Raw genomic sequence first — 23,143 nt, 5'->3', positions numbered from 1 at the left:
GGGCTCGCTCAGCAAACCTCTTCGAGATCCCGCCAGTCCCTGGAGTCCGGGCTGTCGGCGACCCACCCGTCCAGCAGCCCCCGTACCAGCGAAGCCGGCGCGGCCACGCCGCACTCCCGCTCCGGCACCCACAGCTGCCCGTCCGTCCGGTGCCCCAGCGGACCGGGATGCCCCGGCTCGCTGTGATCATGCGGATCCAGATGCTCCCCGTCCCCCTCGTCCGCCGGCATCCGCGACTCCGAGCACATCCGGCACAGCAGCCGCACCGAGGACGACCAGTCCTCCGCGGCGAACCCGGCGTCCGCCGCGAGCTGCTCCAGCGCGTCCCGGTCCGCCTCGGTCGCCGCCTCCAGCAGGACCACCCAGGTCGGCACCGGCGAGGGCGCCCACAGCTCGATCTCGTCGAAGACGGGATAGGCGTGCCCGGACGACGTGGTCCGCTCCCCGTGCGGAACCCCGTCGTGCAGCACGACCTCACCCCAGCGCCGCCCCGAGGACGGCAGCGGGATCGAGAGGACTTCGAGCCGGGCCGGATCGAGCCTGCGCCCCCACACGACCTCGGCCTCGCCCTCCGGCGACAGGCGCACCGCCGCGCTGCCCAGGTCCATCCCGACGGGCTCACCGGAGTCGGCGGCGCCTCCCGGCACATGGAGCCCGTACGCCTGCCAGGCGCGCCGGGCCAGCGGCCAGTCCTGCAGGGCCGTCGCCGCGATGCCCACGTTCCACCAGTCGGGTGCCCCGGTCTCCCGGTCCAGCAGGGCCACCGCCCGCAGCCCGGCCGTTCGGGCCTGCTCCCAGTCGTGCCGGAACTTGTGCAGCAGGGCGAGGTTGAACCAGGACTCCGACAGCCACGGCTCCAGATCGGCCGCGCGTGTCAGCAGCGCTCCCGCGTCCTCGTAGCGGCCGTCGCCGATCAGCGTGAACGCGCGGTCGGTGGCCTGCCGCCAGGAGGCGGAGGGCCGGTGCCGTCCCTTGCCGAAGATCCTCACGATTCCCGCCTGCCAGTTCCGTGCGGTGGGCCGGCCAGTGCCCCCGGACACTCTCTCTCCTTCGCATCCAACCACGTACGGCCACAAGGGCGCTCATTACCCATGGGTTACCCCGTCACGGGCAGGGTCAGACAGTCCCTGGCCAGCGCCCGGCCCAGCGCTTCGACCACATCCGGCGCATAGTCCCCGGCCGTCCCGAGCCGCAGCTCCTCCAGCGCCGTCAGCGGCCCGCCAGGACCGGCGCCCTGGGCCTTCTCCTCGTAGGCGTTGACCGCCCGCACGATCCGCGCGGCGAGCGGCTGCTCCCGATAGGGGTCGGCCTGCCGCTCGACGACCACGGCGACGGCCGCGTCCACCCCGGTCTGCCGGACGACGGCCCCGCCGAGCAGCGCGATGCGGCGCTGCTCGGCCGCGGGGAGACAGGCGGTGGCGCCGCCCGGGACCGGGTCGACCAGGCTGAGCTGGCCGATGTCGTGCATCAGGGCGGCGTGCTCCAGGACCGTCAGCTCCGGCCCCGACAGGCCCAGGTCCCGTCCGACGGCCACGCTGAGCGCCGCGACCCGGTGGGCGTGGCCGACGGGGGTGTACCCGGCTATCTCGGTGGCCCGGGCGAGGGAGGCGATGGTCTGCCGGTACGTGGTCCGCACCGCGGCGTAGCGGCGCAGCGACAGCTGGGTGAGCAGCAGCGGCAGGCTGAGCACGGGCAGCGCCCACAGGCCGGCGACGGCGACCGCGAGGGCCATCACCACGCCGGTGGCGACGACGGCGGAGCCGACGCCCGGCATGGCCCGCAGCTCGTCGCGCAGCAGCGGGGCGAAGGGCCAGCCGGTGCGGGAACGGGCCAGCGCGGCCGCGAGCACCGCGTCGCACAGCGCGGTCAGGGCGAGCAGTCCGAGGAGCAGCAGCACATGGGCGGGGCCGCTCCAGCCGTCGAACACGCCCTGGTTGTACAGGGGCTGGAAGCACACGGCGGCGAATCCCACGGTGAGCACCCGGCGGGCCAGCTGGTCGGCGGTCGGCCCGCGTCCGCGCGCGATGTGCGGCACCGCGCCGAGCAGTACGGCGGCGAGGACGACGCTGACGACCTGGGCGACCCCGTGCGTGGTGGGCCGGTCGGCGTTCTCCCCGAGCAGCGCGTACGACAGCGCCCCGGCGGCCCCGAGCGGTGCGGGCTCGCGCACCCGGGCGCCGGTCCACCGGGCCAGCTCCCCCAGCACGATCAGCGCCCCGAAGGCGACCGCGGCCGGCCGCTCGACGAGCCCGTCCCGGAGGGTGACGGCCAGGCAGACCGCGGCGAGGACGGCGGCACCGCCGTGCACGGACACGAGCAGGGCGGGCGGGCGCCGGGGGTTCACCGGTGGGCCCCCGTCCGTCCCCCGGCGGGCGCCCGGGGCCGCGGCGGCTGCGGCTCGTCGGCGGTGACCGCCGGATGCCAGCCCTCCCGGCGCAGCGCCCGGCACAGGGCCGCGACCATCCGGGGGTCGAACTGGGCGCCGGCGCACCGCTCCAGCTCGGCCAGGGCGGCCTCCACGGGGCGGGCCCGGCGGTAGGAGCGGGTGGAGGTCATCGCGTCGAAGGCGTCGGCGACGGCGACGACCCGTGCGGGTTCCGGGATCTGGCTGCCGACGAGCCCGTAGGGGTAGCCGCTGCCGTCGATGCGCTCGTGGTGGTGGAGCACGGCGGCCCGGGCCTCGCCGAGGAAGGAGATGCCGCGCACGATCTCGTGGCCGTACTCGGGGTGCAGCTCGATCACCCGGCGTTCCTCGGGGGTGAGCGGCCCGTCCTTGCGCAGCAGCCGGGTGGGCACGCCGAGCTTGCCGACGTCGTGCAGGATCCCGGCGAACCGGAGCATCTCCACGCGCTCGTCGTCCATGCCGAGCTCGCGGGCGATCATCATCGACGCCTGGCCGACGCGCTCGCTGTGCCCGCGGGTGTAGCCGTCCTTGATGTCGACGGCCTGCACGAGGGCGCGGATGGTCGCCTGATGGGCGGCCCGTTCCCGGTGGTACTGGGCGAACACCCACCAGGACACGCACATCGGCAGCAGCACCAGCAGCGCGGCGACCGGCCCGTAGGGGCTGCGCCACAGCACGGCCATCATCAGCCCGGCCAGTCCGTGCACCCCGAGGGGCGCCAGGGAGCGCGCGAACAGCCCACGCCAGGCCCGGCGCGGCGGCACCAGTTCGGCCAGCACCCGCATGCCGCCGTCCAGGACGGTCAGCACCAGGCAGAAGACGACGACGGCGGCCCCGGCGGGCACCAGCGCGTAGGGCAGGTCGGAGCCGACGACGGCGTCCCGGCCGCCCAGCGCCCAGTGCACGCGGGCCGCGGCCCACACGGCGATTACCAGCCGGGCGGCCCGCCAGATCCGGCGCAGCGCCACCGGCCGCTGCTCGGCGTGCGACAGCAGCGCTCCGGGCACCGCGACGAGCGCGGCGGCCGGCGGCGGCAGCAGAAAGGCCCCGGCGAGCAGCACGGGGTAGAAGGTGCCGGCGAAGGACCGGCGGGCGATCCGCTCCCCGGCGGCGTAGAGCACGGCGAGCAGGGCCACCGCCCACCAGGGCGTGCGCACGGCCGGCAGCGGCAGCAGAGCGCTCAGAGCGACGAGGACGGCACAGCCGACGTAGGCGCGCGCCCGTCCCGGAATCGCCTCCATGACGCCCCTCCCCGGGCATGACCATGCCTGAACCCGGCTCGGAGCCTAGGTGGGGAAGGGGGCGTCCGAGGGCGGAAGGCCCTCGGATTAGCACATTCGGGTGACCGCGGGGCCGACCCGCGGTCAGGACTCCTGCGGGGTGGCGGTGACGTCGTGCTCGGGCACGGCCTGCCCGGAACGGATCAGATCGAGCCGCCCCAGCACCTTGGCGCGCAGGTCGGTGGGCACGTCGTCATGCCCGCAGCACCGCTTGACCAGCTTCTTCACGGCCTGCTCCAGGCCGTACTTCTCCAGACACGGCGAGCACTCCCGGAAGTGCTGCTCGAACTTGGTGCAGTCGGTGTCGGGCATCTCACGGTCGAGGAACTCGTAGAGATGATCGAGGACCTCACTGCAGTCCGTCTCGTGCGGCTCTCCGCAGCTCATGAGCCCGAGCCTTTCGCTTCGTTCGACTCTCCGGCGCCGGCCGGGACCAGCCCGCGCTCACGGGCGTAGTCCTCCAGCATGCCGCGCAGTTGACGGCGGCCCCGGTGCAGCCGGGACATCACCGTACCGATGGGTGTCCCCATGATGTCCGCGATCTCCTTGTACGCAAAGCCCTCTACGTCCGCGAGATAGACGGCGATGCGGAATTCCTCGGGGATCGCCTGAAGTGCTTCCTTCACGTCCGAGTCGGGCAGGTGGTCGAGCGCCTGCGACTCCGCGGAGCGCAGACCCGTCGACATGTGCGACTCGGCGCGGGCGAGCTGCCAGTCCTCGATCTCCTCGGCCGCGCTGCGCTGCGGTTCGCGCTGCTTCTTGCGGTACGAGTTGATGAAGGTGTTGGTGAGGATCCGGTACAGCCACGCCTTGAGGTTGGTGCCCTCACGGAACTGGTGGAAGGACGCGTACGCCTTGGCGTACGTCTCCTGCACCAGGTCCTCGGCGTCGGCCGGGTTGCGCGTCATGCGCAGCGCGGCCGAGTACATCTGGTCGAGGAACTCGAGCGCGTCCCGCTCGAAGCGCGCGCTGCGCTCCGCGGCCGACTCGTCGCTCGTCTCCGCGCTCATGCCCTGGCCCTCGGGCAGCTCCGCCTGGCCGTTGTCGGTCCCTGCGTCGGTCCCAGTGACCGGACCCACCTCCTCAAGATCCCGGGCGGGACCGAGACCGGCCCCACTGGAATCGGAGAATAGACGACTGTCCCCACCCGCCGCCGCCCGAATAGGAGCGGTCCTGGCCGCGGGCAGCACCGTCCAGTCCAGGTCGGCGCGGCTGCTGCGGCTCGAATCGGACTCTGCCGGGCGCAGCCCGTCCACGGCGTGGTGGCGGGAGGCGGGCGGGCAGAAGGTCGAACCCATGCGGCGGACTTCCTCTCCTACGACGGTGACGTGCCGGGCTGCTCCTGCACATCTGTCCGGCTCAACCAAGGCCGGGGCGTCCGCATTCCCGCGCGTTCAGCCCAGTGACCGGCTCCACTCGACGACCGCGTCGGTGATCACGGTCAGCGCCTCCTCCTGGGTGAGGGGCGCCCGCTTGGGCACGGCGAAACCATGATCGCCGTAGGGAACCTCGACCAGCTCATGAGCGCCCTCGGGGAACTCCGCGGGCTTGCCGAACGGATCGTTGCCGCCCTGCACGACCAGGGTGGGCACCCCGGCGCCGAGCAGTTCCTCGGCGCGGGACTTCTCGGGCTTGCCGGGCGGGTGCAGCGGGAAGCCGAGGGCGAGCACGGCGGCGGCGCCGAGTTCGGTGGCGGTACGGCAGGCGACGCGGGCCCCGGCGGAGCGGCCACCGGAGATCACCGGCAGGCCGGCCCTGCTCACCGCGGGCCAGATGCCCCGCCAGCCGGCGTCCAGGGTCTTCGGGGCGGGGGCGACCTTCTTGCCGGCCACCCGCCAGGGCTGCTCCACCAGGGCGACGCTCACGCCGTGCGCGGGCAGGGCGGCGGCCAGCGCCCGGAGGTCGCGTGCCTCGATCCCGCCGCCCGCGCCATGGCCGGCGGCGAGGACGAGCCGGGGCTTCCTCGCCCTGTGCCAGGTGACGCGGGCGTCCCCGGCGTCGGTGCCGATGATCTCGGTGATCTCTTGGGTCACGTCAGAAGAGTGTGCCCTCTTCCGGTCCCTCCAGCTCCTTCAGCAGCTCCGGGCCGTTGTTGCGGACGTTGCTGACGGCGGTGGACACCGGGTAGGCGCGCATCAGGCCGGCCGGCGGGGGCGCGAGGAGCTCCCGCAGGGCGTCGGGGTCGGTGCGGGCGGGGTCGAGCCAGGCGTCCCAGCGGTCCGGGGTGAGCATCAGCGGCATCCGCGGGTGGATCTCGGCGAGGGCGTGCGGGCCCTCGGCGGGGGCCACGGCCAGGGGGCTCGTCTCGGCCTCGGTGGTGATGACCGAGCAGGTCACCCACCATGCCTGCGGGTGGTCGTCGGGCAGCGTGCGGTCGCGCCAGAACTCGTAGAGCCCGGCCATGGCGAACACCGACCCGTCGGCGGGAAGGACGAAGTAGGGCTGCTTGCGCGGCCGCTTCTTCCTGCCCTCGACCTCCAGTTCCCGCTCCTGCTTGCCGGTGACCCACTCGTAGTAGCCGTCGGCGGGCAGGATGCAGCGCCGGGCGGCGAAGGCGCGGCGGAAGGCGGGCTTCTCGTGCACGGTCTCCGCGCGCGCGTTGATCATCCGGGCGCCGCCCTCGGGCGTCTTGGCCCAGGAGGGCACGAGCCCCCACTTGAGCTTGCGCAGCTGGCGAACCGGACGCGGGTCCTCCGCGTCCTTCAGGGGGCGGTCGAGGACGGCGTAGACCTCTTTGGTCGGCGCCACGTTGTAGTCGGGCGCCAGCGTCTCCTCCGGCTCCCACTTCTCCACCTCGAAGATCCCGGCGAGATCCTCGGGCCTACGACTCGCTGCATACCGTCCGCACATACGTGCCACACTGCCAGACTCCGCCGCGACACAGGGAGCAGCCCGGAAACATGGACAGCAGCACAGCGACCTCGCTCTGGGACGAGCTGGTCGGCACCCAGTCCGACCCGGACCTGTGGGTGGTGATCGCGACCGGCGTCGCCGCCCTCGCGGTGGTCGTCCCGTCCGGCCTCTGGCGCGTGGCCCGCAACGCGATCACCATCGCCCACGAGGGCGGCCACGGCCTGGTCGCGCTGCTCACCGGCCGCCGGCTGACCGGCATACGGCTGCACTCCGACACCAGCGGCCTCACCGTCAGCCGGGGCAAGCCGTACGGCCTGGGCATGATCCTCACGGCGGCGGCCGGCTACACCGCCCCTTCCCTGATGGGCCTCGGCGGCGCCGCCCTGCTCGCCTCCGGCCGCATCACGCTGCTGCTGTGGCTGGCGACGGCCCTGCTGCTGGCGATGCTGGTGATGATCCGCAACGCCTACGGCGTCCTGACCGTGGTGCTCACGGGAGCGGTGTTCGTCCTCGTCTCCTGGCTGGCCGGGCCCCAGATCCAGGCGGCCTTCGCCTACGCGGCGGTCTGGTTCCTGCTCCTCGGCGGAGTGCGCCCGGCCTTCGAACTCCAGTCGAAGCGCGCCGGAGGCGGAGCGGGCGACTCGGACGCCGACCAGCTGGCCCGTCTGACGCACACCCCGGCGGCTCTCTGGCTCTTCCTCTTCCACGCGGTGTCGCTGTGCTCGCTGATGGGCGGCGGCAGGTGGCTGCTGACGGTGTGACGCAGGACGACCCACCGAACGCCCGCCTTATAGAGTGGACCCATGTCCCTAACCCCCGCACAAACCGCCCTCTGGCCCGCCCCCACCGCGAGCGCGGCCGTCGACGCGACGGTCCACGTGCCGGGGTCCAAATCCGTCACCAACCGCGCCCTGGTGCTGGCCGCTCTGGCGAGCGAGCCCGGCTGGCTGCGCCGCCCCCTGCGCTCGCGCGACACCCTGCTGATGGCGGGCGCGCTGCGCGCGATGGGCGTGGGCATCGAGGAGGGCGTCGGCCCCGACGGCACCGGTGAGTTCTGGCGGGTCATCCCGGCCGCGCTGCACGGCCCGGCCACGGTGGACGTCGGCAACGCCGGCACGGTCATGCGGTTCCTGCCGCCGGTCGCGGCGCTGGCCGACGGCCCCATCCGTTTCGACGGCGACCCGAGGTCGTACGAGCGCCCGCTGAACGGCGTCATCGACGCCCTGCGGGTCCTCGGCGCCCGGATCGACGACGACGGCCGGGGCGCGCTGCCGCTCACCGTGCACGGCGGCGGTGCCCTGGACGGCGGTCCGGTGGAGATCGACGCCTCCTCCTCGTCGCAGTTCGTCTCCGCCCTGCTGCTGTCCGGCCCGCGGTACAACCAGGGCGTCGAGGTGCGGCACACCGGCTCCACCCTGCCGTCGATGCCGCACATCCGGATGACGGTGGACATGCTGCGCGCGGTCGGCGCCCAGGTCGACACGCCCGAGTCCGGCGGTGAGCCCAACGTCTGGCGCGTCACGCCCGGCGCGCTGCTCGGCCGCGACCTGGTCATCGAGCCGGACCTGTCCAACGCCCAGCCGTTCCTGGCGGCGGCGCTGGTGACCGGCGGCAAGGTGCTGATCCCGGACTGGCCGGCCCGCACCACCCAGCCGGGTGACCGGCTGCGCGAGATCTTCACCGAGATGGGCGGCTCCTGCGAGCTGACCGACTACGGTCTGGTGTTCACCGGTTCGGGTGCCGTGCACGGCATCGACGTGGACCTCGGCGAGGTGGGCGAGCTGACCCCCGGCATCGCGGCGGTCGCGGCGCTCGCCGACTCCCCCTCCACCCTGCGGGGCGTGGCCCATCTGCGGCTGCACGAGACGGACCGGCTGGCCGCGCTCACCAAGGAGATCAACGAGCTCGGCGGCGATGTCACCGAGACCGCCGACGGCCTGCACATCCGCCCGCGCCCGCTGCACGGCGGCGTCTTCCACACGTACGAGGACCACCGGATGGCGACCGCGGGCGCGATCATCGGCCTGGCGGTGGAGGGCGTGCAGATCGAGAACGTGGCGACGACGGCGAAGACGATGCCGGACTTCCCCGAACTGTGGACCGGGATGCTCGGGGCGTAGGGACGCGGGGAAAGACCATGCGCCGCTACGGCAAGCACACCGACGAGGACGACATCCGCCAGCGCCCCAACCGCAAGGGCAACCGGCCGCGGACCAACATCCGGCCCAAGCACGAGGACGCCGCCGAGGGCATGGTCCTCACCGTCGACCGGGGCCGGCTGACCTGCCTGGTCGACGACCGGCCCGTGACGGCCATGAAGGCCCGCGAGCTGGGCCGAAAGGCCGCCGTGGTCGGCGACCGGGTGGCGCTGGTGGGCGATCTGTCCGGCAAGAAGGACACCCTCGCGCGGATCGTGCGCATCGAGGGGCGCACCTCGGTGCTGCGCCGCACGGCCGACGACGACGACCCGTTCGAGCGGGTGGTCGTCGCCAACGCCGACCAGCTGGCGATCGTCACCGCCCTCGCCGACCCGGAGCCCCGCCCCCGGCTGATCGACCGCTGCCTGGTGGCGGCGTTCGACGGCGGCCTCACCCCGCTGCTGGTGATGACCAAGTCGGACCTCGCCCCGCCGGACAAGCTGCTGGAGCTGTACGGCGCGCTCGACATCCCCTATGTCGTCACCAGCCGCGAGGAACTGGAGTCCGGCGGCGCGGCCGACCGGGTGCGCGAGCATCTGGACGGCAAGATCACGGCCTTCGTGGGCCACTCGGGCGTCGGCAAGACGACCCTGGTGAACGCGCTGGTCCCGGAGGAGCGCAGGCGCCTGACCGGCCATGTCAACGCGGTCACGGGCCGCGGCCGGCACACCACCACCTCGGCCCTCGCCCTGCCCCTGGCCGGCGCCGAGGGCTGGGTGATCGACACTCCGGGCGTACGGTCCTTCGGCCTCGCCCACGTCGATCCGTCACGGGTCATCCACGCCTTCCCGGACCTGGAGCCCGGCACCGAGGGATGCCCCCGCGCGTGCAGCCACGACGAGCCGGACTGCGCGCTGGACGCCTGGGTGGCCGAGGGCCACGCCGATCCCGCGCGGCTGTACTCGCTGCGCAGGCTGCTGGCCACCCGCGAGCGCAAGGAAGGCGACTGAGCTCCGCGTTGTGCGACTCCACAACGCTCCGGCGAGGGCATAATCACAAAAGCCGGACCCCAAGAGCGAGCACAGCCTGACAAGCGGTCACACAGCATCGCGGGACGCGGAGTTACGGGAGGACAGCACATGGCGTGGCTGCTGGTCATCGTGGCAGGGCTGCTCGAAACCGGCTTCGCCGTCTGTCTGAAGCTGTCGCACGGCTTCACCCGGCTCTGGCCGACCATCGCCTTCGCCGTCTTCGCCCTGGGCAGCTTCGGCCTGCTGACCCTGTCCCTGCGGAAGCTCGACGTCGGCCCGGCGTACGCGGTGTGGACGGGCATCGGCGCGGCGGGCACGGCGATCTACGGCATGGCGTTCCTGGGCGACGTGGTCTCCGTCCTGAAGATCGTCTCGATCAGCCTGGTCATCGCGGGGGTCATCGGGCTGCAGCTGTCGGGGTCGTCGCACTGAGGGACCCGGTCATACGGCGTGCAGGGCGCCACGCACCAGGTCGGCGACGCCTCCCTCGCCGGGCGGCGCGGCGACACAGGACAGGGCGAGGCGGACGGCGAGCTCGCAGGAGCGGGCCAGGTCGTCGGCCTCCTGCTGGGTGCGGTGGTGACCGCCGGGGCCGGTGAGGGCGGCGACGGCGCGGTCGCGGACCAGCGTCACGAAGTCGCCGGGTGAGGGCAGCGGGCCGTCCGCCCGGCGCTGGGCGGGCAGGGCCGAGGCGGAGGGCACGGCGGTGAGCGCGGGCGCGGGCAGCCGCTCGCTCCAGCAGCCGGTGAGCATGGCCCGGACCAGCGCGTTCTCGCGGGCCAGCGCGGTGGTCCACTCGGCGGCCGCGGTCAGCTTCTCGCGGGTGCCGGGGGCGGTGGCGAGCGCGCGCTCGACACCGGCGAGGTAGCCGTCGGCCTCCCGCCGCAGCAGGGCCCTCGCCAGTCCGTCCTTGCTGCCGAACTCGTTGTACAGCGTCTGCCGGGACACTCCGGCGGCCGCCGCCACGTCCACCATCCGCACCGCGGACCACGGCCGACGCGTCAGTGCCGCGTACGCGGCCTCCAGCAGAGACTCCCGCGCTGCAGGCATCCTCGCCTCCCCGGGTCCGGCTCTCGGCCCAGATTTGACGGGGTTTGGGACAGTGTCAAGGGGGCGCGAAACGGTGCGGGGGCGCATGCGGTGCGGGGCGAGCGGTGGCGAGTGGGGGCTTGCGGTGAGGTGCCGGGTGCGGGGCGAGCGGTGGCGAGTGGGGCTTGCGGTGACGCGCCGGGTGCGGGGCGTGGGTGGCTGGTCGCGCAGTTCCCCGCGCCCCTCGGGGCGTTGCAGCCCCGCCGTTGCGGGCAGTCGTGCCGCGGGGCGGCACGGGTGGGCGCAACGGCACCCCGTCGCGCCGGGCTGCGCACCCCACCCCCGGCCGGCCCCACCCACCCCCGCTGTCCACACTCCGGCCGCAGTGGCCCCGTACCACCACCGCCAGATAGGTTCGTCCCATGCCGGACTACCTCGACGACCTCCGCCTCGCCCACGTCCTCGCGGACGCGGCAGACGCCGCGACCATGGACCGCTTCAAGGCCCTCGACCTCAAGGTCGAGACCAAACCGGACATGACCCCGGTGAGCGAGGCGGACAAGGCTGCCGAGGAACTGATCCGCGGCCAGCTCCAGCGCGCCCGCCCGAGGGACGCCATCCTCGGCGAGGAGTACGGCATCGAGGGCACCGGCCCCCGCCGCTGGGTGATCGACCCCATCGACGGCACCAAGAACTACGTACGCGGCGTCCCGGTCTGGGCCACCCTCATCGCCCTGATGGAGGCCGGCGAGGGCGGCTACCACCCCGTCGTCGGCGTCGTCTCCGCCCCCGCCCTCGGCCGCCGCTGGTGGGCCGCGAAGGGCCACGGCGCGTACACGGGCCGCAGCCTCTCCTCCGCCACCCGCATCCACGTCTCCGGCGTCTCGCGCCTCGCCGACGCCTCCTTCGCGTACTCCTCCCTCTCCGGCTGGGAGGAGCAGGGCCGCCTGGACGGCTTCCTGGACCTCACCCGCGAGGTCTGGCGCACGCGCGCGTACGGCGACTTCTGGCCGTACATGATGGTCGCCGAAGGCTCCGTGGACATCTGCGCGGAACCGGAGCTGTCCCTGTGGGACATGGCGGCCAACGCCATCGTGGTGACGGAGGCCGGCGGCACCTTCACCGGCCTCGACGGCCGTCCGGGCCCGCACAGCGGCAACGCGGCCGCGTCGAACGGTCTCCTCCACGACGAGCTGCTGGGGTATCTCAACCGGCGCGACTGATACGCGACGTACTGCCTCACGCGCCCTCAAAGGCCCGTGCACGCCCCCTTGTTGACCCGTTCTTTGCCTGCCACTCTGAGAGTCCCACCCCTTGTGAACTTGTGAAGCAATGAACAAAGGGGTGGGAGACCCCCAGGAGGTGGCTCTCTTCCATGCTCGTCCGTGACGCCATGAGCACGATGGTCCTCACCATCGGCCCCCACCACACCCTTCGCCAGGCCGCCGCTCTCATGTCCGCCCGCAAGGTGGGCGCGGCCGTGGTCCTCGACCCCGACGCCGGCGGGCTCGGCATCCTCACCGAACGCGACGTCCTCAACTCCCTCGGCCTCGGCCAGGACCCCGACACGGAACGCGCCCACGACCACACCACCACCGACGTCGTGTTCGCCGCGCCGTCCTGGACCCTGGAGGAGGCGGCGACCGCCATGACCCATGGCGGCTTCCGCCACCTGATCGTCCTGGACCAGGGCGGTCCGGCCGGCATCGTCTCGGTCCGCGACATCATCCGCTGCTGGGCCCCCGCGCGGCAGCGGATCCCCGCCTGATCCCCGTTCCCCCGACCCTCCGTCCCCCGACCCTCCGTCCCCTGGTCACCCGTCCCCTGATCACCCCGTCCCCGTCCCCGGACACGACAGCGGGCCGGACCCCCACAGGGAGGTCCGGCCCGCGCCTCGGCAGGCGATCCAGCGCTGGTGTCAGCCGCGACGGGCCTGGACCGCGACCTCCAGCCGCTTGCCGAAGTCCTCGTCCGCCTTGCGGAAGTTGCCGATCGCCCGCTCCAGGATGTCCTCGCGCGAGACACCGGCCATGGCCCCGGCCAGGTTGGCGACCAGGCGCTCCTTCTCGTCCTCCGCCATCAGCCGGTACAGGTTGCCGGCCTGCACGAAGTCGTCGTCCTCGGCGTGCACGGGGGCGACGTGGTTGCCGGTGCCCCCGGTGACGGCGACCGGCTCCCACAGCGCACGGCCGGTCTGCTGCGGGCCGCCGAAGCTGTTGGGCTCGTAGTTCTTCGCGCCGCCGTGCCGGCCGTCGTACAGGTAGCCGTCACGGGAGTTGGTGCGCGCCTCGGTGGCGTGCGGGCGGTTCACCGGCAGGTGGTCGGCGTTGATGCCGACGCGGTAGCGGTGCGCGTCCCCGTACGCGAACAGCCGGCCCTGGAGCATCTTGTCCGGCGAGGGCCCGATACCCGGCACGAAGTGCGCGGGCGAGAAGATGCTCTGCTCCACCTCCGCAAAGATGTTCCGCGGGTTGCGGTTGAGCTCCAGCCTGCCGATCTCGATCACCGGGTAGTCCGCGTGCGGCCACACCTTGGTCAGGTCGAACGGGTTGAAGCGGTACGTCGCCGCGTCCGCCGCCGGCATGATCTGCACGCCCACGGTCCAGCTCGGGAACTCGCCCCGCTCGATGGCCTCGCGCAGGTCGCGCTGGTGCGAGTCGGGGTCCTTGCCCGCGAGGATCTCGGCCTCCTCGGCGGTCAGGTTCTTGATGCCCTGGTCGGTCTTGAAATGGTACTTGACCCAGAAGACCTCGCCGGCCTCGTTGTTCCACTGGAAGGTGTGCGAACCGAAGCCGTCCATGTGACGGTACGACGCCGGGATGCCGCGGTCGCCGAACAGCCAGGTCACCTGGTGCGTGGACTCCGGGCTCAGGCTCCAGAAGTCCCAGACGTTGTCCGCCTCCTGGCTGCCCGTGTACGGGTCGCGCTTCTGGGTGTGGATGAAGTCCGGGAACTTGATCGCGTCACGGATGAAGAACACCGGGGTGTTGTTGCCGACGAGGTCGTAGTTGCCCTCCTCGGTGTAGAACTTCACCGCGAAGCCGCGCGGGTCGCGTACGGCGTCCGCGGCACCGAGGTTGCCGGCCACCGTCGAGAAGCGCAGGAACACCTCGGTCTGCTTGCCGACCTCGGAGAGGAAGGCGGCGCGCGTGTACGGGGTGACGTCGGCGGTCACCGTGAAGGTGCCGTAGGCGCCGGCGCCGCGGGCGTGCACGACCCGCTCCGGGATGCGCTCGCGGTTGAAGTGCGCGAGCTTCTCCAGCAGGAGCTGGTCCTGCACGAGTACGGGGCCGCCGATGCCCGCGGTCTCGCTGTTCTGGTTGTCGGCGACCGGGGCACCGGCCTCCGTCGTAAGCGGTCCCTGAGTCACGTGGGCCTCCTGCGCCTTCACTTGCTTGTCCTGTCCCTTGGCCAAAGCCGTTCCCGATCCTACAATGGACATTGTCTAAGTCAAATAAGCATCTAACTTCACACCGGGTCGGGACCTGGTCCCCCTTGCTGTTAGGCTGGTCTCATGAGTGACCTTCTTGAACGGCTGCGCGGACGCGGATGGCGGATGACCGCGCAGCGTCGTGTCGTGGCCGAGGTCCTGGACGGCGAGCACGTTCACCTCACGGCCGACGAGGTCCATGCCCGCGCGGTCGCGAAGCTGCCGGAGATCTCCCGAGCGACCGTCTACAACACGCTGGGCGAGCTCGTGTCGCTCGGCGAGGTGCTGGAGGTGTCGACGGACAAGCGCGCCAAGCGCTACGACCCGAACGCGCACCGGCCGCACCACCACCTGGTCTGCGCGGGCTGCGGTGCCATCCGCGACGTCCACCCCTCCGGCAACCCCCTGGCCGACCTCCCCGACACGGAACGCTTCGGCTTCACCGTCTCGGACGTCGAAGTCACCTACCGCGGCCTCTGCCCGGACTGCGCGAAGGCGTGACCCACCTCACATAAAGGAGAAGGCCCCGGCTGGACGCCGGGGCCTGTTTCTTTGCACGGGCCTGCACCCGCGAACGCGACCGAGGGCCGGAACCCTTTCGGATTCCGGCCCTCGGCCTTCAGTAGCGGGGACAGGATTTGAACCTGCGACCTCTGGGTTATGAGCCCAGCGAGCTACCGAGCTGCTCCACCCCGCGTCGATGAATGCAACATTACGTCAAGGGTGCGAGAAGAAGCAAATCCATTACGGGGGCGCGGGCCACCAGGCGTGTGCGGACCCTGCCGCGGGCCGGTCGCGCGGTTCCCCGCGCCCCTCAGGGACGTGCAGTCGCCCGCGCGCCGACGCAGCCGATGCGCCGGCGCAGCCGATGCGCCGCCGGCTGCGCAACCAAGCAACCCACCCCCGGCCGGCCCGGTCCACCCGTGCCTCCAGGCCGACAGCCGCTAGGCGGACAGTTCCTCCCGCAGCGCATCCCTCAGCCGCGCCGCCCGCTCCGCGACCTCCCCCGGCCCCAGCGACACCGCACGGTCGGCCCACCGCTGCCCCTCCGCGAGCTCACCGCGACGCGCGTAGACAAGGGCGAGGCGTAGAGCCGCCCGTCCATGACCGGCGTCGGCCGCACGGGTCCACCAGACAGCGGCCTCGGGCTCACTGCCCTCCCTGGCCAGCAGCAGCCCGAGATTGAACGCCCCGTTCCGCGACCCGGCCTCCGCCGCGGCCCGATACCACCGCGCCGCCTCCACCACATCGCCCCGCGCGGCGGCCAGCATGCCCACCCGCACCTGCGCCCGCCGATGCCCCTGGGAGGCGGCCCGCTCGTACCACTCCTCGCACTCGGTCTTCTCCCGGACCGGCTCCCCCAGCTCATGCGCCGACACCGGCGGCCGCCGCGCGTCCAGCAGCGTCGCCAGCCGGTACGCCCCCTCCGCACTGCCCCCGCCCGCCGCACACCGCAGATGCCGCTCGGCCTCCTGCTCGTCGCCCTCGCGCAGCCGCGCGATCCCGACCTGGAGCGCCGCCTCGGTGTGCCCGGCGGCGGCCGCCCGCTCGTACCAGCGCAGCGCCATCGTGTCCTCGCCGCGCCCGGCGTACAGGATCCCCAGGTTGAACGCGGCGTCCACGCTTCCGGCCTCGGCGGCCTTGGAGAACCACGGCTCGGCTCCCGTCGGGTCGCTGCCCTGGAGCAGCAGGACGGCCAGCGCGTTCGCCGCCTCCCGGTGCCCTGCGTAGGCCGCGCGCCGGTACCACTGCTCGGCCTGCGCGATCCGCCCCTGCTCGGCGCAGAGCAGCCCGAGGTTGTACGCGCCGTTCACATCGCCCGCGTCCATCGCGGCCCGGTACCACCGCTCGGCCGACTGCGTCTCCCCGCGCTCGGCGTGCAGCGCGCCCAGCGCGTTGGCCGCGTTACCGTCGCCGTCCTGCGCGGCCCGCAGCCACCACACGGCGGCGCTCTCGGTGTCCCCGGCGTCCCGCAGCAGGAACCCCAGCGCGCACGCGGCCCGCGGCTCGCCGTCCTTGGCGGAGGTGAGGTACCAGCGCCCCGCCTCCTTCAGCTCGCCGCGCCGCTCCAGGATCGCGCCGAGCTGCAGCGCGGCCCGCCGGTGTCCGCGCGCGGCGGCCTGCCGGTACCACTGCTCCGCCTCCGCCGCCGGACCGGGTCTCGCGGCGGCGGAGGCCGATCCTGCCGCCCCGGCCGCGACACCGTTGTCAGACCCGGCCCCGTCCTCGGCGGCGCCCTTGCGATCGAGTGCCCTGGCCAGCCGGTACGCCGCCTCCCGGTGCCCGCGCTCGGCGGCCACCCGCATCCACTGCTCGGCCCCGGCGTCCCCCCGGTGCTCCAGCAGATCGGCGAGCGCGTACGCGCCGAGGGTGTGGCCCTGCTCGGCGGCCTGGCGCAGCCAGTACTCGGCGGCGGGCTCGTCCCCGCGCTCGCGGTGGTGGCGGCCGAGGGCGTGCGCGGCGGGCGCGGACCCGGCGACGGCGGCGATCCGCCACCAGCCGGCGGCCTCCTCGGCGTACCCGCGCTGATGCAGAAGGACACCCAGGTTGTTGGCGGCGGCGCGGTCGCCGGCGGCGGTGGCGGCGCGCAGATGGGGCTCGGCTCCGTCGAGGTCACCACGGCGCAGCAGCATGGCTCCGAGGACGCTCATGGCCTCCACGTCGCCGGCCTCCGCGGCGGCCCGGTGCCGTGCCTCCTCGGCCGCCTCGCCCGTTTCGTCCCGGTCCGTGCTGGGTTCCTCGCGGCCGGAAGGCTGCACAAAACGCCCTGTCTCCAACAGAGTTGCCTTGTCCCCCATAACGTCCATCGTCGCACCACCTGCAACCTGGGTACACCCGGTATACCGCAGCCCGTGAGGTCACTTCAGCGTTTTGTCGACATGCCCACAGAGAGACAAGTCAAACACAGATCTCCCAACTCCCCACGGCGGCGCGGCGATCCCACCCCTGTCAGCACAGATGTGCGCACACCACGAAGGCCCGGATCCTGTGCGGATCCGGGCCTTCGCCCGTCGTACGGCGTGCCGTCGACTTCAGTAGCGGGGACAGGATTTGAACCTGCGACCTCTGGGTTATGAGCCCAGCGAGCTACCGAGCTGCTCCACCCCGCGTCGTTGTTCGGCAACCGTATCACGACGCGGGGGGAGCCCGCCGGTCAGGTTCTCGGGCTCGGGGTGGGGCTGGGGCTGGGGCTGGTCGTGGCGCCGCCACCACCGCCACCGCCGCCACCGCCGCCACCGCCGGTGGCCGAGCCGGCGCGGCTCTGCGCCTCCTCGGCACGCCGCAGGGCGTCCTCCAGGTCCTTCTGCGCCCGGCCGTACGCCTCCCAGTCGCCGTTCTTCAGGGCCTCCTGGCCCGCGTCGAATGCCTTCTGGGCGTCGTCCAGCGCCTGCTGGGCCGTCGGGTTGTCGGAGGTCGGCGGCTTGGTCGGGCCGTCGTCGTCACCCCGGTCCGGCGGCTCGGGCCTCGCGCCCTCCGTGCCGAAGACCTTGTCGAGGGCCTTCTCGAGGGTGTCCTCGAACGCCGTCTGACCGCCGTAGGTCACCAACACCTTGCGCAGCAGCGGGTACTTCAGGCCGCCACCGCGGACGTAGACGGGTTCGACGTAGAGCAGTCCGCCTTCCAGCGGCACCGTCAGCAGGTTGCCGTACTCGACGTCGGAGTCCCCACCGCGCAGCAGCCTGATCGTCTCCGCGATGTCCTGCTCGGAGTTGAACTGGCTCTGTACCTGTTTGGGTCCGTTGACCGTCGTGCTCGTCGGCAGTTTCAGGACTCTGATCTTGCCGTAGCCGCTGGTGCCCGCCTCGGCGTCGACCGCCATGAACGCGCTGAGGTTGTCACGTCCGTTGGGCGTGAACGTCGTCGTCAGCGAGAACGCCTGTTCCTTCTGGTCCGGCATCTTCATGCTGAGGTAGTACGGCGGCACCGCGTTGCCCGACCGGTTCGTCGGGTCGTCCGGCACCTGCCACACCTCGCTGCCGCTGAGGAAGGTGTTGGCGTCCTTGACGTGGTAGCGGGCCAGCAGCTCGCGCTGGACCTTGAACAGGTCCTGCGGGTACCGCAGATGGGCCATCAGCGACTCGGAGATGGCGCTCTTCGGCTCGACCGTGCCGGGGAACGCCTTCTTCCAGGTCTTCAGGACCGGGTCCTGCTCGTCCCAGGTGTAGAGCTTGACCTCGCCGGTGTACGCGTCGACGGTCGCCTTCACCGAGTTGCGGATGTAGTTGACCTGGTTCTGCTGGGCCACCACCGCGCGGGAGTTGTTCGTCGCGGTCAGCGAGTCGGCCGTGGTGTCACCGAGGGTCGTACGCGAGGCGTACGGGTAGCCGTTGGTGGTGGTGTAGGCGTCGACGATCCACTGGATCTTGCCGTCCACGACCGCCGGGTAGGCGTCGCCGTCGATGGTCAGCCACGGGGCGACCGCCTCGACGCGCTCCTTCGGGGTGCGGTTGTACAGGATCCGCGAACCCTCGCCGATGGCACCCGAGTAGAGGATCTGCGGCTCGCTGAACGCCACCGCGTACGCGGCGCGGTTGAGCGGGTTGGAGAGGTTGACGCCGCTCTTGCCCTCGTAGCTGTAGGTCTTCTCGCCGCTGTCGTCGGAGTAGTCGATCTCCTTCTGGGGACCGCCGACGATGGAGTACGTGGTGGTCTTCTCGCCGTAGTAGATCCGCTGCTGGTACCGCGGCAGCTGGCCCTTGGACGGCAGGTCGGACTCGGTGAAGAGCGGGCGGCCCTCGGAGTCGGCGGTGGTGCCCTTGGCGGCGACCACGCCGTAGCCGTGGGTGTAGCGGAAGTGGTTGTTGATCCAGTTCTGCTTGTCCACTCCGCCGAGGTTCAGCTCACGCAGACCGATGACGGTGTCCTGGTCCTTGCCGTTCTCGCTGTAGCGGTCCACGTCCAGGTTGGTCGGGAAGGCGTAGTACTTCCTGATCTGCTGGAGCTGCTGGAACGTCGGCGAGACGATGTTCGGGTCCAGGATGCGGATGCTGGCGGTGGCGTCCGCGGCGGCCCGCAGCTTCGCCTTGTCCGTGGTCGAGCTCTGGCCCGAGTAGTCGGTGACCTGGGCGTCGTCGATGCCGTACGCCTCGCGCGTCGCCTTGAGGTTCTTCTCGACGTACGGCGCTTCCTTGGCCTGCTCGTTCGGCTGGACCTGGAACTTCTGGACGATCGCCGGGTACAGGCCGCCGATGAGGATCGCCGAGAGGACCATCAGGCCGAAGCCGATGACCGGCAGCTGCCAGGTGCGCCGCCACAGGGTGGCGAAGAACAGCAGGGCGCAGATGACGGCGATGCAGAACAGGATCGTCTTGGCCGGCAGATAGGCGTTGGCGTCGACGTACCGCAGGCCCGTCCAGTTGTCCGTCGCCTTGAAGTCGCTGGACTTCACCGCCAGGCCGTACCGGTCGAGCCAGTACGCGACCGCCTTCAGCGCCACGAAGATGCCCAGCAGCACCGACAGATGGCCGGTGGCCGCGGACGTGGCGCGGGCGCCGGGGCTGGTGATGCGCAGCCCGCCGTACAGGTAGTGCGTCAGCGTGGCGGCGATCAGCGACAGGATCGTCGCGGCGAAGCCGAAGCCGAGCAGGAAGCGGTACCAGGGCAGGTCGAAGGCGAAGAAGGAGACGTCGAGACCGAACTGCGGGTCCTTCTGGCCGAAGGAGACGCCGTTGACCCACATCAGCCAGGTCCGCCACTGACCGGACGCGGACGCGCCGGCGATCAGGCCCACCAGGGAGGTGATCGCCAGCAGCAGCCACTTCTTGTAGGGCGCGATGCCCATCCGGTAGCGGTCCAGGCTCTGCTGCTCCATCGACATCGCGCTCAGCGGCGGACGCAGCCGGTGGGCCAGCCAGATGTTGAGGCCGACCGCGAGGGCCATGAGCAGGCCGAAGACGAAGAACAGTCCGATCTTGGTGGACAGAGTGGTGGTGAAGACCGACGAGTAGTTCACCGACCGGTACCAGAGCCAGTCCGTCCAGAAGCCCGCGAACATGGTGAACGCCATGCCGAGGACGGCAAGCACGCCCAGTGTCATGAGCAGGGTCCGGACACGCCGGGACGGGCGGCCCACTCTGATCCGTGGCCCCGTCGGGCCTCCGCCGCGGTCCGGCATCTGGAAAGCCAAGGTGCGCACCTCGAAGTTCGCTGTTGGTCCGTCAGGCCCCCGGGTTCGCGGGCCCTCGGTCGGGCCCCGTGATCGTAGGCCCACACCTATGCAACTTACTCACGCTTTACTCGGTTCCCGATTCGGGGCGGGAACCAGGCAGGATTGTGACCATGTCCAACACTCCCATGGCGGCGAGCCCGCTCACCCGGGCCGTGCTCGAGATCGACGAGTACGCCTCCGGCCTCGGCTGGGACCAGCCCGCCCGCCTTTTCGCCCTCGTAGACACCGCGCAGCTGCGGGCCCAGGAACCCGCGCTGGCGGCGCAGCTCGGCCTGGGCGACGAGCCCGAGACCACCGGACTCACCCCGATCGAGCAGGACGAAGTGCCAACGGACAAGGCGCTCGACGAGTTCCTCGGCACCATCGCCTGGCCCGACGCGGTGGCCGGCTGCGCGCTCACCGTGGAGCGGCTGATGCTGCCGCCGTCGGCGGAGGCACAGGTTCCGAAGGATCTGAGCGAGGCCCAGCTGACCAAGTGGGTGGCACAGCACCCCGAGCGTCAGGAGGTCCGTATGACGGTCGCGGTGCTGCGCGACGGGACGCGCGAGTCCGCGCTGCGGCTGCGTGAGAAGGACTCGCCGACCGAGGTGCTCACCGGTCCTGACCTGGTGCCGGGGCTGGCGGAGGCGCTGAAGGCGACGTTCGAGGACTGAGTCCGCATTCCGGTACGGCAACGGGGGCGCCCCTGCTCGGGGGCGCCCCCGCCCGTGCGTGCCGCGTCGCCGCTGTCAGCCGGTGGTGCACTTCGGCAGGTCGGCGGTGTTCCCCTCGCGGATGTCCGCGAGGGCGTCCAGCGCGTCGCCGATGGTGTCGACCTTGACCAGCCGCAGCCCGGCCGGGGTGTCCTTGGCGGCGGCCGCGCAGTTGTCGGCGGGCGTCAGGAAGTACTGCGCGCCCTTGTCGCGGGCGCCGACCGTCTTCATCTCGATGCCGCCGATCGGACCGACCTCGCCCGCGTCGTCGATCGTGCCGGTGCCGGCCACGAACGCGCCGCCGGTGAGGCTGCCCGGGGTGAGCTTGTCGTAGATGCCGAGCGCGAACATCAGACCCGCGCTCGGCCCGCCCACGTCCGCGAGCTTGATGTCGATGGTGAACGGGAAGGTGTGGTCGGTCCCGGCGGAGATGCCGACGATGGCCCGCTTCTCGCCCTCGTCGTCGGAGGTCGCCGTGGTGATCGTGACCTTCCTGGTGAACGTCGTCGCGCGGCGCTCCTTCTCGGCCTCGGCCTGCTCCTTGGCGGGCACGATGGTGAACACCACGTCCTCGCCGGGCTTGTGCTTCGTCACCAGCTCGGCGACGTCGGACGGCTCCTTCACCGCCGTACCGTCGACCGCCTTGATCACATCACCGGCGTGCAGCGCGCCCTCGGCCGGCGAGTCCTTCACGACCGTGGAGACGACCACCCAGGACTTCACGGGGACGCCCAGCTCCTTCAGGGCGGCGACCTTGGCGCTCTCCTGGGACTGGCTGAACTCCTCCGCGTTCTCCTGGGTCGACTCCTCCTCGGTCTTGCCGTCCGGGTACAGCGTGTCGTGCGGCACGACCTTGTTGTCGTGCGCCAGCCAGCCGTAGACCGCCTCGACGAGGTTCATCCGGTAGTCGGCGCTGGTCACGCGGACCGTGGTCATGTTCAGATGACCGCTCGTCGGGTACGTCTTGCGGCCCGAGATCTGCAGCACCGGCTCGCCGTCGTGCTCACCCAGGGTGTTCACCGTGGGGCCCGGGGACATCTCCGAGTACGGCACTTTGATGAGCACTCCCGCGCACAGGAGCGCGATCAGCATCAGGGTGGAGGCGAGCATCGTCGCGGTGCGGCGTGGCATGTCTCGACAGTACGGGACGAGTCTGTCGGAACACCGTCAGGGCGGCGATCAACCGCTGGTGCGGGACTTCTCCATGGCCGCGCGGAAGCGGGCGTACCCGTCCAGCTCCGGGCCGTCGCTGCGGGTTCTGCGCGTCCGGTTGGCCCAACTGCCCCACAGACCCGCGCCGATCGCAGCCACCAGCGGAATCAGCAACCAGGCGAGCGCCGCCATGCCGACCTCCCAACCCCTTGAGCGTCCGCAACTGACTGATCAGCAGATTAATCATCCGCACTGACAACGCTCACGCCAGGGGTGCGGTTACGCAACCGGAGGGGCCGGTGACTACGCGTGGTGCCGGTGTTCAGCAGGCGCCGACCCACTCCTCGGTGCCGTCGGAGAACCTCTGGTGCTTCCAGATCGGCACCTCGTGCTTGAGGTCGTCGATCAGCTTCCGGCACGCCTCGAACGCCTCCCCGCGGTGCGGGCACGACACGCCGACGACGACGGCGAGATCGCCGACCTTGAGATCACCCACCCGGTGCACGGCGGCCAGGGCCCGTACGGGGAACTCGGCGGCCACCTTCTCGGCGATCCGCCGCATCTCCGCCTCCGCGGAGGGGTGGCAGGAGTACCCGAGCTCGTCGACGTCCGCCCCGCCGTCGTGATTGCGCACGGTCCCCACGAACAGGGCCGTCCCGCCCGCGGCGTCGTCGCCCACGGCCGCGAAGACCTCGTCCAGCGACAGCGGGGTCTCCCTGATGCCGATCAGCTTGATCGGATCCTGCGCGGCCTGCTCGCCGGGGTGATCGTACGTGGGTGCCATACGCCCATCGTGCCCCACGCGCGCGAGGAGGGGGAATAGCGCTATCGCCCGGCGGGGAGGTGCGGGGGCTTGGAGGTACCTACGGGGCGGCCGGCCCGGCGGGGCGGGTGCGGGCGGCGTCGCTGGTCCCTGCCCTTGCCGCCGTTGCGGGCAGTCGTGCCGCAGGGCGGCACGGGTGGGC

The 23,143-nt window shown here is 71.9% G+C and carries 22 protein-coding genes and 2 tRNA genes; 8 read left to right on the top strand and 16 right to left on the bottom strand.

Features of this window, described 5'->3' with window-relative positions; genetic code table 11:
- Window positions 1–8 precede the first annotated feature (8 nt).
- From ACSU6M_RS22790 to ACSU6M_RS22760, 7 genes are all read right to left on the bottom strand, one after another.
- Entirely contained in the window at window positions 9–989 is a 981-nt protein-coding gene (locus ACSU6M_RS22790; RefSeq protein WP_437075309.1) for a tetratricopeptide repeat protein, read from the bottom strand.
- Between the two features lie 107 nt (window positions 990–1,096).
- On the bottom strand, window positions 1,097–2,344 hold the full coding sequence (locus ACSU6M_RS22785) for an HD-GYP domain-containing protein (RefSeq protein ID WP_437071845.1): 1,248 nt from the start codon (window positions 2,342–2,344) through the stop codon (window positions 1,097–1,099).
- Entirely contained in the window at window positions 2,341–3,645 is a 1,305-nt protein-coding gene (locus ACSU6M_RS22780; protein WP_437071844.1) for an HD domain-containing phosphohydrolase, read from the bottom strand. Before ACSU6M_RS22780 ends, ACSU6M_RS22785 begins: the two co-directional genes overlap by 4 nt.
- 123 nt (window positions 3,646–3,768) lie before the next feature.
- Complete coding sequence (gene rsrA, locus ACSU6M_RS22775; RefSeq protein WP_437071842.1) at window positions 3,769–4,071, bottom strand: mycothiol system anti-sigma-R factor; 303 nt, start codon at window positions 4,069–4,071, stop codon at window positions 3,769–3,771.
- Complete coding sequence (gene sigR / locus ACSU6M_RS22770; protein ID WP_437071841.1) at window positions 4,068–4,763, bottom strand: RNA polymerase sigma factor SigR; 696 nt, start codon at window positions 4,761–4,763, stop codon at window positions 4,068–4,070. Before sigR ends, rsrA begins: the two co-directional genes overlap by 4 nt.
- A gap of 315 nt (window positions 4,764–5,078) precedes the next feature.
- On the bottom strand, window positions 5,079–5,717 hold the full coding sequence (locus ACSU6M_RS22765; RefSeq protein WP_437071840.1) for an alpha/beta hydrolase family protein: 639 nt from the start codon (window positions 5,715–5,717) through the stop codon (window positions 5,079–5,081).
- Between the two features lies 1 nt (window position 5,718).
- Window positions 5,719–6,534, bottom strand: coding sequence for an SOS response-associated peptidase (locus tag ACSU6M_RS22760; RefSeq protein ID WP_437071839.1), 816 nt, complete (start codon window positions 6,532–6,534; stop codon window positions 5,719–5,721).
- A 50-nt stretch (window positions 6,535–6,584) separates the two neighbouring features.
- Between ACSU6M_RS22760 and ACSU6M_RS22755 the strand changes: the two genes are divergently transcribed.
- The 4 genes from ACSU6M_RS22755 to ACSU6M_RS22740 all read left to right on the top strand — a co-directional run bounded on the left by ACSU6M_RS22755 (window position 6,585) and on the right by ACSU6M_RS22740 (window position 10,138).
- On the top strand, window positions 6,585–7,298 hold the full coding sequence (locus tag ACSU6M_RS22755; RefSeq protein ID WP_437071837.1) for a M50 family metallopeptidase: 714 nt from the start codon (window positions 6,585–6,587) through the stop codon (window positions 7,296–7,298).
- 42 nt (window positions 7,299–7,340) lie between these two features.
- Entirely contained in the window at window positions 7,341–8,657 is a 1,317-nt protein-coding gene (aroA, locus tag ACSU6M_RS22750) for a 3-phosphoshikimate 1-carboxyvinyltransferase (RefSeq protein WP_437071836.1), read from the top strand.
- Between the two features lie 17 nt (window positions 8,658–8,674).
- Window positions 8,675–9,685, top strand: coding sequence for a ribosome small subunit-dependent GTPase A (rsgA, locus tag ACSU6M_RS22745; RefSeq protein ID WP_437071835.1), 1,011 nt, complete (start codon window positions 8,675–8,677; stop codon window positions 9,683–9,685).
- 129 nt (window positions 9,686–9,814) lie between these two features.
- Window positions 9,815–10,138 carry a DMT family transporter gene (locus ACSU6M_RS22740; protein WP_437071834.1) on the top strand — a complete coding sequence of 108 codons (324 nt, stop codon included), beginning with the start codon at window positions 9,815–9,817 and terminating at the stop codon, window positions 10,136–10,138.
- 9 nt (window positions 10,139–10,147) lie between these two features.
- Here the strand turns inward: ACSU6M_RS22740 and ACSU6M_RS22735 are convergent, their stop codons facing one another.
- Window positions 10,148–10,756 carry a TetR/AcrR family transcriptional regulator gene (locus ACSU6M_RS22735; protein WP_437071833.1) on the bottom strand — a complete coding sequence of 203 codons (609 nt, stop codon included), beginning with the start codon at window positions 10,754–10,756 and terminating at the stop codon, window positions 10,148–10,150.
- A gap of 401 nt (window positions 10,757–11,157) precedes the next feature.
- On the opposite strand from ACSU6M_RS22735, the gene hisN reads away from it, so the two are divergent.
- Window positions 11,158–11,958 (top strand): histidinol-phosphatase, encoded by an 801-nt coding sequence (gene hisN, locus ACSU6M_RS22730; protein WP_437071831.1) that lies wholly within the window; start codon window positions 11,158–11,160, stop codon window positions 11,956–11,958.
- A gap of 152 nt (window positions 11,959–12,110) precedes the next feature.
- Complete coding sequence (locus ACSU6M_RS22725; RefSeq protein WP_437071829.1) at window positions 12,111–12,503, top strand: CBS domain-containing protein; 393 nt, start codon at window positions 12,111–12,113, stop codon at window positions 12,501–12,503.
- Window positions 12,504–12,653: 150 nt separating this feature from the next.
- On the opposite strand, the gene ACSU6M_RS22720 is transcribed toward ACSU6M_RS22725, so the two are convergent.
- A complete protein-coding gene (locus tag ACSU6M_RS22720; RefSeq protein WP_437071828.1) occupies window positions 12,654–14,105 on the bottom strand; it encodes a catalase in 1,452 nt (483 codons plus the stop codon).
- Between the two features lie 144 nt (window positions 14,106–14,249).
- Here ACSU6M_RS22720 and ACSU6M_RS22715 point away from each other — a divergent pair, with 144 nt between their 5' ends.
- Entirely contained in the window at window positions 14,250–14,666 is a 417-nt protein-coding gene (locus ACSU6M_RS22715; RefSeq protein ID WP_437071827.1) for a Fur family transcriptional regulator, read from the top strand.
- A 122-nt stretch (window positions 14,667–14,788) separates the two neighbouring features.
- Here ACSU6M_RS22715 and ACSU6M_RS22710 read toward each other — a convergent pair.
- The 4 genes from ACSU6M_RS22710 to ACSU6M_RS22695 form a co-directional block, all read right to left on the bottom strand.
- A tRNA-Met gene (locus ACSU6M_RS22710) sits at window positions 14,789–14,862 on the bottom strand.
- A gap of 247 nt (window positions 14,863–15,109) precedes the next feature.
- Window positions 15,110–16,972 (bottom strand): sel1 repeat family protein, encoded by a 1,863-nt coding sequence (locus ACSU6M_RS22705; RefSeq protein WP_437071825.1) that lies wholly within the window; start codon window positions 16,970–16,972, stop codon window positions 15,110–15,112.
- 229 nt (window positions 16,973–17,201) lie between these two features.
- Window positions 17,202–17,275: transfer RNA gene (locus ACSU6M_RS22700), tRNA-Met, on the bottom strand.
- A 44-nt stretch (window positions 17,276–17,319) separates the two neighbouring features.
- Window positions 17,320–20,301 (bottom strand): UPF0182 family membrane protein, encoded by a 2,982-nt coding sequence (locus ACSU6M_RS22695; RefSeq protein WP_437071824.1) that lies wholly within the window; start codon window positions 20,299–20,301, stop codon window positions 17,320–17,322.
- A gap of 143 nt (window positions 20,302–20,444) precedes the next feature.
- On the opposite strand from ACSU6M_RS22695, the gene ACSU6M_RS22690 reads away from it, so the two are divergent.
- Window positions 20,445–20,987 (top strand): PPA1309 family protein, encoded by a 543-nt coding sequence (locus tag ACSU6M_RS22690; protein ID WP_437071822.1) that lies wholly within the window; start codon window positions 20,445–20,447, stop codon window positions 20,985–20,987.
- A gap of 75 nt (window positions 20,988–21,062) precedes the next feature.
- Here the strand turns inward: ACSU6M_RS22690 and ACSU6M_RS22685 are convergent, their stop codons facing one another.
- From ACSU6M_RS22685 to ACSU6M_RS22675, 3 genes are all read right to left on the bottom strand, one after another.
- On the bottom strand, window positions 21,063–22,157 hold the full coding sequence (locus ACSU6M_RS22685; RefSeq protein WP_437071821.1) for a YlbL family protein: 1,095 nt from the start codon (window positions 22,155–22,157) through the stop codon (window positions 21,063–21,065).
- A 48-nt stretch (window positions 22,158–22,205) separates the two neighbouring features.
- On the bottom strand, window positions 22,206–22,370 hold the full coding sequence (locus tag ACSU6M_RS22680; protein WP_437071820.1) for a hypothetical protein: 165 nt from the start codon (window positions 22,368–22,370) through the stop codon (window positions 22,206–22,208).
- 130 nt (window positions 22,371–22,500) lie between these two features.
- Window positions 22,501–22,962 carry a molybdenum cofactor biosynthesis protein MoaE gene (locus ACSU6M_RS22675; protein WP_437071818.1) on the bottom strand — a complete coding sequence of 154 codons (462 nt, stop codon included), beginning with the start codon at window positions 22,960–22,962 and terminating at the stop codon, window positions 22,501–22,503.
- Window positions 22,963–23,143: the final 181 nt, after the last annotated feature.

Source organism: Streptomyces sp. enrichment culture, from assembly GCF_964272895.1.
Classification (GTDB): domain Bacteria; phylum Actinomycetota; class Actinomycetes; order Streptomycetales; family Streptomycetaceae; genus Streptomyces.
This window is presented reverse-complemented; position numbering and strand designations above follow the sequence as displayed.

Excerpts from the sequence above, each read along its gene's own strand:
- ACSU6M_RS22715 (WP_437071827.1), top strand. The coding sequence starts at position 14,250 with ATGAGTGACCTTCTTGAACGGCTGCGCGGACGCGGATGGCGGATGACC.
- ACSU6M_RS22755 (WP_437071837.1), top strand. The coding sequence starts at position 6,585 with ATGGACAGCAGCACAGCGACCTCGCTCTGGGACGAGCTGGTCGGCACC.
- ACSU6M_RS22735 (WP_437071833.1), bottom strand. The coding sequence starts at position 10,756 with ATGCCTGCAGCGCGGGAGTCTCTGCTGGAGGCCGCGTACGCGGCACTG.
- hisN (WP_437071831.1), top strand. The coding sequence starts at position 11,158 with ATGCCGGACTACCTCGACGACCTCCGCCTCGCCCACGTCCTCGCGGAC.
- ACSU6M_RS22675 (WP_437071818.1), bottom strand. The coding sequence starts at position 22,962 with ATGGCACCCACGTACGATCACCCCGGCGAGCAGGCCGCGCAGGATCCG.
- ACSU6M_RS22705 (WP_437071825.1), bottom strand. The coding sequence starts at position 16,972 with ATGGACGTTATGGGGGACAAGGCAACTCTGTTGGAGACAGGGCGTTTT.
- ACSU6M_RS22725 (WP_437071829.1), top strand. The coding sequence starts at position 12,111 with ATGCTCGTCCGTGACGCCATGAGCACGATGGTCCTCACCATCGGCCCC.
- ACSU6M_RS22680 (WP_437071820.1), bottom strand. The coding sequence starts at position 22,370 with ATGGCGGCGCTCGCCTGGTTGCTGATTCCGCTGGTGGCTGCGATCGGC.
- ACSU6M_RS22685 (WP_437071821.1), bottom strand. The coding sequence starts at position 22,157 with ATGCCACGCCGCACCGCGACGATGCTCGCCTCCACCCTGATGCTGATC.
- ACSU6M_RS22740 (WP_437071834.1), top strand. The coding sequence starts at position 9,815 with ATGGCGTGGCTGCTGGTCATCGTGGCAGGGCTGCTCGAAACCGGCTTC.
- ACSU6M_RS22690 (WP_437071822.1), top strand. The coding sequence starts at position 20,445 with ATGTCCAACACTCCCATGGCGGCGAGCCCGCTCACCCGGGCCGTGCTC.
- rsgA (WP_437071835.1), top strand. The coding sequence starts at position 8,675 with ATGCGCCGCTACGGCAAGCACACCGACGAGGACGACATCCGCCAGCGC.
- ACSU6M_RS22760 (WP_437071839.1), bottom strand. The coding sequence starts at position 6,534 with ATGTGCGGACGGTATGCAGCGAGTCGTAGGCCCGAGGATCTCGCCGGG.
- rsrA (WP_437071842.1), bottom strand. The coding sequence starts at position 4,071 with ATGAGCTGCGGAGAGCCGCACGAGACGGACTGCAGTGAGGTCCTCGAT.
- aroA (WP_437071836.1), top strand. The coding sequence starts at position 7,341 with ATGTCCCTAACCCCCGCACAAACCGCCCTCTGGCCCGCCCCCACCGCG.
- ACSU6M_RS22780 (WP_437071844.1), bottom strand. The coding sequence starts at position 3,645 with ATGGAGGCGATTCCGGGACGGGCGCGCGCCTACGTCGGCTGTGCCGTC.